We start from the raw sequence: 4,888 nt of genomic DNA on the forward strand, positions 1-4,888 counted from the left end.
GCGATCTACTTCGATGCGCCGCACATGGGTGTTGGCGAGATGCCAACCTGGATTGATGAAGGGCTCGCGGTGTGGGGGATTCCGAACGACCAGGGTCACGGCGTGAAGGTTGGCCCAGAGTTCGACGCGGGGAGCTTTGATCCGAGCGTCTGGCCCGACGAGGCGCATCCAACCTCGATTGCGCGTGCGCGTGAGTGCGCGGTGCGCTTTCCAGCGCTGAAGAGTGCACCAATCAAGGAGACGCGCGCCTGTCAGCACGAGCGCACCAAGAGCGGCCACTATGTGCTCGATCAGCATCCCGAGAACCCTGCGATCTGGCTCGCCGGTGGTGGCTCAGGGCACGGCTATAAGCAGGGACCGATTGTGGGTGAGGTGATGGCGCGCGCCGCGTTGAAGAACAACCCGATACAGCTCCCTGACCGACGCTTCAAGCTGCACGACCGCAGCGAGGGACCGTCGAGCCCAATGGGGGAGATGGGGCTCGCCTAGCCCCGAGTGCTGCTTAGCGCGGTGTGGTCTCGGAGGCGAGGAACTCGCGGACCAGCGACTGGAAGTGATGCACCCCGTTCTCACGGAGCGCTGAGAAGCGCCCCGAGGTGTAGGCGCTCGACCTCAGGCCGCGCTGCACCTGCTCACAGATCACGATGTCTTCCTGCTGGATCTGGTCGCTGAAGGCGATCCCCTGTTGCATTGACTCCCAGCCCGGGCCGGTGCCCGGCGAGGCGAAGTACCACTCGAAGATGGTCAGGGTGCGGTTCGGCCCGAGCGGGATCACGAGGTTGAGCGAGAGGTTGTCGGGGTAGAGGTTCAACATCATGTTCGGGAAGCACCAGTAGTAGAGTGCATCGTCTTCGCCCTCGCCGCTGCGAATGAAGCGACGATCGACGCCGTGCACCTCGCCCTCCTTCAGGTCGCGAATCGGGGCGAGTGACTTGGAATAGAAGCGATACGGCTCCACCTTGTAGGCGTCGTAGTCGAGCTCCTTAAAGAGGGCGGGGTGTGCAATGGGGATGTGATACCCCTCGAGGTAGTTGTCGACGTACACCTTCCAGTTGCACTCCACGATGTAGTCGCGGCGCTCCACGAGTTGCATCTCGTCCATCGGGAATCCAGCGGCGGCAATCTCACTCGGGATCGCGCCGAGCACCTCTTCGAGTGGTGGCGCATCGGCACTGAGGTTCGCGAAGATGAATGGTCCGAAGACGGCGGTGCGCACGGGGATGAGGCCGAAGTCCTCTTTGCTGAACCCCTCGGTTTGGTCCATCTCTGGACAGGTCTTGAGGGCACCGTCGAGGCCGTATGTCCAGCCGTGATAGCGGCACTGCAGGCTCTTGCGATTCCCCTTGCTCAGCGCCACCTGTCCGGCGCGATGGCGGCAGACGTTGTGGAAGCCAGAGATCGTGCCATCGAGACCGTGCACCAAGACGATCGGCTCGTCGAGGATGTTGGCCGGCACGAAGTCGCCCGGACGGGTGAGGTCGGCGGTGCGCGCCACGATCTGCCAGGTGCGGTTGAAGATCGCTGCGCGCTCGCGCTCGTAGGCCTCAGGTGAGAGGTACTCGTTGGCGGTGAGGGTGTGTGCCTCACTGGTTGGAACCGGGAATCGAGCCGCCTGCTTGTCGTGCTGCGGCGTTGTCACGCGGTTACTCCGCGGCGGCGGCGAGTTTTGCGGCGATGGCGGCGCGAGCCGCCTGGCGATCACTGAAGTCGATCCCCTCCATGTCGCCTGGGGCGAGGCCGGCGGCCCAGCCGCGTGAGGTGCGCTTCCCGTCGGCGGCGTAGCGGTCGGCAACCATCAGGTCGAAGGCCTGCACGCTCGCCTCAAGTTCGGTGTAGCGGCCTGGTGGCAACATGCTTGAGGCGGTGCCGCGCTGCTGCAGCTCACACACGTGCCAGTCCTGTCGGTTCGTCATATCCCAGAAACCGTGCGCGTCGGAGAAGTCGTAGTCGGGGAGCTTCAGCGTGTCGGGGTGCAGGTACCAGTCACAGACGACGCGCGATCGACCTGGGCCGAGCGGCTCAATCATGTGCACCATCAGGTAGTCGGGGTGCAACGAGAGGAGCAGGTTTGGCCACACGGCAAAGTACTGGATGCGCTTCGCATCGGTCTCGGTCATCCCCTTGAGCCATGGGCGCGAGTGCGACCCCTTGTCGAGTCCCATGGTGAGCGCCTCTCCGACGAGCGGCTGCCAGCCACCCTTCCACCAGCCGCGTGCCGGAATATCTTCACCAAGGTCATACGGGGTGAGCGCATTCAGCTGCGGATGCACGCCTGGGCAGTGGTAGCACTCGGAGTAGTTCTCCACGAGGATCTTCCAATTCGCCGCGACGTCGTACGTCTCGCGCTGGGCGAGTCGCAGTGGTGCAAAGTCGAATCGCGCGAACACGTCAACGAGATCATCAAGGTAGGTGAGGAGCGGCTCGGCCTCCTTGTCGAGGGTCAGGAAGACGAAGCCCTGCCACGTCTCGCAGCGCAGCGGCACCAGGTCGTAGTCGCCCGGGCTGAAGCGCTTCAAATCTTCGGTGTGCTTCGCCTTTAGCAGCTTCCCGTCAGGACCATAGACCCAGGCGTGATATGGGCAGACGATCTTCTTCACTTCGCCGCAGTCGGGCTTGCCGTCGGCCGGCCCCTCAATAAGAGTTGCGCCGCGATGGCGGCAGGCATTGATGAAGGCGTGCAGCTTGTTATCTTCGCCGCGCGAGATGATCACCTGCTCGCCGGCGAACTCCAAGAGTCGATACGAGCCAACGTTTGGCGTCTCCTCTTCGCGGCCGACGCAGCGCCACTCGTGGCGGAAGATCTCCTGCGACTCCCAGTCGAAGATCGCCTGGTCATGGAAGACGCGTGGCGGGAACATGTCAGCCTCGTCGAAGGGGCGACGCACGGCGGCAATGGCGGCCGGGTCGAGCGGGGCGGGGCGCTTCGCAACAATCATGCCGCTATGGTGCCACGCCGCGGCACTATTTGAGGGGGGCGTTGAGGGTGTAGACCCCTCCACTGCGGTCGGTGACCGTGATGGAGACCTCCCCTTCACGGTTGAGCGTCGCCTTGCCCGTGCTCCCTGCGTCGTCGCTCAAGGCGAGGCTGCCGTACGCCCGCACCGTGGTGCCCCGGAGGGAGGGGGCGAGCTCCGTGGTGACGGTCCCTCGCGCCTCGCCGCGCCAGGCCAGGAGCGGCGCGCCACGCCCCCGCGTCGTTTCAAACGAGAACTGCGACGGAGCTGCCATGCCGAGGCCGCGCAGCCCAACCGTTGTTCCTAGGATGCGTTCGTTGCCGACGAAGCGCCCAATGCCGGCAATCTCAGCCGTTATCTCCGCGGCGAGATCGCCGCGCGCGCCCACCGAGCGGGCGGTGACGACGGATGAGGTCTCTCGGTCCTTTTCGGTAGCACTGCGCTCGCTCGAGAAGCTTGGCTGTCGATACCCGCGCCCGTAACTGGTGGACGCCGCAACGGCGTAATAGGCGAAGCAGACGAGTGCGGCAGCAGGGATCGGTCCACCTGGTCGCCGTACTGCGAGCAGTTGCTGCAGTGGCTCCAGGATCACGGTCTTGGCGGCGCGACGGGCGAGATACTGCAAGAAAGTAGTTCCATCTGTCTCGTAGTCGGCGCGGGCGTCGGCACTCGGACGGAATGGGGCGCGCGTCAGACGTTCGTTCAGTTGTTCTTTCATTCGACTATCCTACGCCCTTCTCGTGGTGCTGCCGCTACACTCCTGCAGATGTCCACCCGAGTCGCCTCCCGTGCTGCCACCGCCGATCTGGCGATTGCCGCCGCACTCTGGGGTGGCATGTATGTGGTCTCGGCGGAAACCTTTGCCGCGATTCCACCGGCAACGCTGGGCCTGCTTCGCCTGGCGATCGGCGTCGCCGCCCTGGCCACCTTCGCCGCACTTCGCAGTGAGTCACTCGGCTGGGCGAAGGCTCCGAAGGGTGCCGTGCTGCGCGCTGGCGTCGCGGTTGCCGCGTCGATCCTTCTGCAGTTTGCTGGCACCGCACTAACGTCTGCGGTCGAGGGGTCGGTCGTGACGATGGCAACGCCAGTCTTCGTGCTGATTTTTGGTCGGCTCCTGGAGGGAATTCGTGTGCCGCGCCAGGCATGGTTCGGCATCGTGCTGGCAGCGATCGGCGTTGGAGCGCTGGCGCTTCGCAGCACCGGTGCTGAGGGTCTTGTCGCCGACGCCAGTGCGAGCCGGCTGCTCGGCATCGTGATGCTGATCGGTGGCGGTGCCGCATGGGCGCTCTTCTCGAGCCTCGGGCGACCGATCGTTGCCGCGGTGGGCGCCCGCAACGCCGTGACGCTGAGCGCTGGGCTGGCGATTCCCATGATGCTCCCGTTCGTTGTGGCAGAGCTCGCGATCGGCGGTATCGACCTCGCGGCGGTCACGACCCCAGGCACGCTGCTCGCCGTGCTCTATCTCGGCGTTGGGGCCACATCTATCGGCTGGAGCTGCTGGTACCGCGGCTATGCGGCGGCACCGCCGCGACTCTCTGCTGGCGTGCTCTTCCTGCAGCCACTCGTGGCCGCCGCACTCGGCGTTGGCCTGCTCAACGAGGCACTTGATGGAGGGCTGGCGCTTGGCGCACTCTTCCTGCTCGGCGGCGTGGCGCTGATCTCCTTTGAGCGCGCCAGCAGCACAAAGCAGAGCCGCGTGCGATCGTAGGGGGAATGGACGACCTTCGACGCTATCGCGCCACCCCGCCCCCCATCACCGGCGTCGCCGCCATCACGACCGCCGACAACGGCGAAGTCCGTAATCCAGATCCAACCGATCGCACCGCCTGGCGCGAGTGGGTCTCGGCATCAAAGACGCGCAACTGGCTGCGACGCGATCCACTCCTTGACTGGCTCGAGGTGCACGGCACCAGCAAGGGATTTGCGAAAGATGT

6 protein-coding genes are annotated in these 4,888 nt (G+C 65.0%); 3 read left to right on the plus strand and 3 right to left on the minus strand.

Translation table 11 applies throughout. From position 1 onward, the window contains the following. A partial coding sequence (locus tag AC3LB0_RS05865; RefSeq protein WP_488650229.1) for an FAD-dependent oxidoreductase occupies positions 1 to 489 on the plus strand: 489 nt, incomplete at its 5' end. A gap of 13 nt (positions 490 to 502) precedes the next feature. On the opposite strand, the gene AC3LB0_RS05870 is transcribed toward AC3LB0_RS05865, so the two are convergent. The 3 genes from AC3LB0_RS05870 to AC3LB0_RS05880 are packed head-to-tail and all read right to left on the minus strand — an operon-like array spanning position 503 to position 3,672. Continuing rightward, positions 503 to 1,639, minus strand: a complete 1,137-nt coding sequence (locus AC3LB0_RS05870; RefSeq protein WP_488650230.1) for an aromatic ring-hydroxylating oxygenase subunit alpha — start codon at positions 1,637 to 1,639, stop codon at positions 503 to 505. 4 nt (positions 1,640 to 1,643) lie between these two features. Next, the gene (locus AC3LB0_RS05875) at positions 1,644 to 2,936 is read right to left on the minus strand and encodes an aromatic ring-hydroxylating oxygenase subunit alpha (protein ID WP_488650231.1); all 1,293 of its coding nucleotides are present in this window, start codon (positions 2,934 to 2,936) and stop codon (positions 1,644 to 1,646) included. A gap of 25 nt (positions 2,937 to 2,961) precedes the next feature. Next, a complete protein-coding gene (locus tag AC3LB0_RS05880) occupies positions 2,962 to 3,672 on the minus strand; it encodes a hypothetical protein (RefSeq protein ID WP_488650232.1) in 711 nt (236 codons plus the stop codon). A gap of 48 nt (positions 3,673 to 3,720) precedes the next feature. On the opposite strand from AC3LB0_RS05880, the gene AC3LB0_RS05885 reads away from it, so the two are divergent. Together AC3LB0_RS05885 and AC3LB0_RS05890 are read left to right on the plus strand one after the other, a co-directional pair. Continuing rightward, positions 3,721 to 4,662, plus strand: coding sequence for a DMT family transporter (locus AC3LB0_RS05885; protein WP_488650233.1), 942 nt, complete (start codon positions 3,721 to 3,723; stop codon positions 4,660 to 4,662). A gap of 5 nt (positions 4,663 to 4,667) precedes the next feature. Next, the coding region (locus tag AC3LB0_RS05890; RefSeq protein ID WP_488650234.1) for a hypothetical protein at positions 4,668 to 4,888 on the plus strand (221 nt) is incomplete at its 3' end.

The organism is Candidatus Limnocylindrus sp. (assembly GCF_040397235.1).
Classification (GTDB): Bacteria; Chloroflexota; Limnocylindria; order Limnocylindrales; family Limnocylindraceae; genus Limnocylindrus.